Source organism: Rhizobacter sp. P3_C12, assembly GCF_056402735.1.
Window position 1 is genome coordinate 1 of sequence record NZ_JBFUGW010000519.1, and the last position, 2,213, is coordinate 2,213.

2 protein-coding genes and 1 pseudogene are annotated in these 2,213 nt (G+C 71.8%); all 3 read right to left on the reverse strand.

What is annotated here, in order from left to right; genetic code table 11:
* Positions 1-319, reverse strand: a pseudogene (locus tag AC1DXV_RS33990) (molybdopterin molybdenumtransferase MoeA); the annotation flags it as partial.
* Positions 319-870 (reverse strand): GNAT family N-acetyltransferase, encoded by a 552-nt coding sequence (locus AC1DXV_RS33995; protein WP_465112533.1) that lies wholly within the window; start codon positions 868-870, stop codon positions 319-321. The pseudogene AC1DXV_RS33990 and the gene AC1DXV_RS33995, both read right to left, overlap by 1 nt.
* Before the next feature lie 6 nt (positions 871-876).
* On the reverse strand, positions 877-2,001 hold the full coding sequence (gene moaA / locus AC1DXV_RS34000; RefSeq protein WP_477937972.1) for a GTP 3',8-cyclase MoaA: 1,125 nt from the start codon (positions 1,999-2,001) through the stop codon (positions 877-879).
* Positions 2,002-2,213: the final 212 nt, after the last annotated feature.

Below are 2,213 nucleotides of genomic sequence, written 5' to 3' on the forward strand. Positions count from 1 at the left end.
GGCCCGCGCCGATCGCCCGGCCGACCACCTGGCCTGCGAGCTCGGTGGCGGCCACCGTCAGCACGGTGGCCTCGCCGGCGCGCAGCTCGCTGCCGCGCAACGCATAGCCGTCCATCGCAGCGTTGTCCTGCGGCGGCACGTCGATCGTCGACGGGATGTCCTGCGCCAGCACGCGGCCGAGGCTCGCGCGCAGCGACAGGTGCTCCACCGCCTGCACGCGCGGCAGCATGCGCGCGATGAAGGCGCGGGCCACGTCCACCGGCAGGTCGTCGGCGTCGTAGCCGTGCAGGCCGAGGGCCAGGTCGTTCAAGGTGTTCATCACAGCGCGAGCGACATCAGGTCCTTGTCATGGTAGATGCCGTCGAGCTTGATCGCGTGCTTCAGCGTGCCGTAGCGCACGAAGCCGGCGCCTTCGTACAGCCGCACCGCGCGCCGGTTGGTCGACGTGACCGACAGCGTCAGCAGCTCGATGCCGTCGGCCGCGCGCGCCTGCTCGATGCCGGCGGCCAGCAGCGCGCGCCCGACGCCGCGGCCCGCCGCTTGCGCCTGCACCATCATCCCGACGATGTGGCCGATGTGCCGCACCTTGGCGCGGTTCTCGCGCTCGCAGGTGAGGGCGCCCAGCAGCTCGCCGTCGTCCCAGGCGCCGAGCGTGAACTGCCCGCCGCCCGGCTGGCCCAGCCCGAGGCGCGGCAGGTAGACCTCGGCCGGCTTGCGCGATTCGGTGTGCGCGTCGGACGTGAAGGCGTCTGGGAAGGCATGCAGCATCGCGTCGCGCAGCGCCTTGTAGGCCGGCAGGTCGACGACGTCGAGCGTGCGGATCACCAGCAGCTCAGGGGCCGCGCGCCGCGCGGAGTCGCTCGAGATCATCGAGGCTCATCCACCGATGTAGTGCATCTCGACGCGGCGCTCGGCCGGCGCGGATGACGGGTCGGTGCCGGCCTCGCTGCGCAGTTCGGAATAGCGGTCGGCGCGCCGGTTCCAGACGCCGCCGATCGCCGCGGCGATCTCGGCATCGCTGCGGCCCTCGCGCAGCAGCGCGCGCAGGTCGTGGCCGCGGTGCGCGAACAGGCACAGATAGAGCTTGCCCTCGGTCGACAGCCGCGCGCGGTTGCAGTCGTGGCAGAAGGCCTGTGTGACGCTCGAGATCACGCCGATCTCGCCGGCGCCGTCGGCATAGCGCCAGCGCTGCGCGGTCTCGCCGGGCTGCTGCGCGCCGAGCGGCTGCAGCGGGAACTCGGCGGCGATGCGCGCGACGACCTCGGCCGACGGCAGCACCTCGTCCATGCGCCAGCCGTTGGTGGCGCCGACGTCCATGTACTCGATGAAGCGCAGTACCGTGCCGCTGTGGCGGAAGTGCCGCGCCATCGCGACGATCTGGTCGTCGTTGGTGCCGCGCTTGACCACCATGTTGATCTTGATCGGGCCGAGCCCGACGCGCTGCGCCGCCTCGATGCCGGCCAGCACGTCGGCGACCGGGAAATCGGCGTCGTTCATGCGGCGGAACACAGCATCGTCGAGCGCGTCGAGGCTGACGGTGATGCGCTGCAGCCCGGCGTCCTTCAGCGCCTGCGCCTTGCGCGCCAGCACCGAGCCGTTGGTCGTCAGCGTGAGATCCAGCGGCAGCCCGTCGCCCGCGGTGCGCAGCGCGGCCAGCATCTCCACCAGCCGCTCCAGGTTCTTGCGCAGCAGCGGCTCGCCGCCGGTCAGGCGGATCTTGCGCACGCCGTGCGCGACGAACTGGCGGGCCAGGCGCGCGATCTCCTCGAAGCTCAGCAGCGAGCTGTGCGGCAGGAACTCGTAGTGCTTGTCGAAGACTTCCTTCGGCATGCAGTAGCTGCAGCGGAAGTTGCAGCGGTCGGTCACCGAGATGCGCAGGTCGCGCAGCGGGCGGCCCAGCGTGTCGGCGAGCAGGCCGGTGGGAGCCGTCGATCGCGCAGGCACCAGCGGCACACTGGATGCGTAGCGGTGGTCTGCCAGCGGGATCACTTTGTCGGCCATGGGCGGATTGTGCCCGGCCGAGATGCGTCGGATGGGCGTGGGGCGATTAGGCCTTGACGGCCTTCACTGCCTTTGCCGCAGGTTTGCGGCGGGTCTTGTGGATGACCTTGCGGCTGGCCGGCGGGCTGCTCGGCTTCAGCACCGCGGGCAAGGCCGGCGCCGCAGCCACGAGCGGGGCCGCGGCCGCGGTGGCGACCGCGCCGACCTCGGCC

Coding starts and splice junctions, on each gene's coding strand:
- AC1DXV_RS33995 (WP_465112533.1), bottom strand. CDS start 870: ATGATCTCGAGCGACTCCGCGCGGCGCGCGGCCCCTGAGCTGCTGGTG.
- moaA (WP_477937972.1), bottom strand. CDS start 2,001: ATGGCCGACAAAGTGATCCCGCTGGCAGACCACCGCTACGCATCCAGT.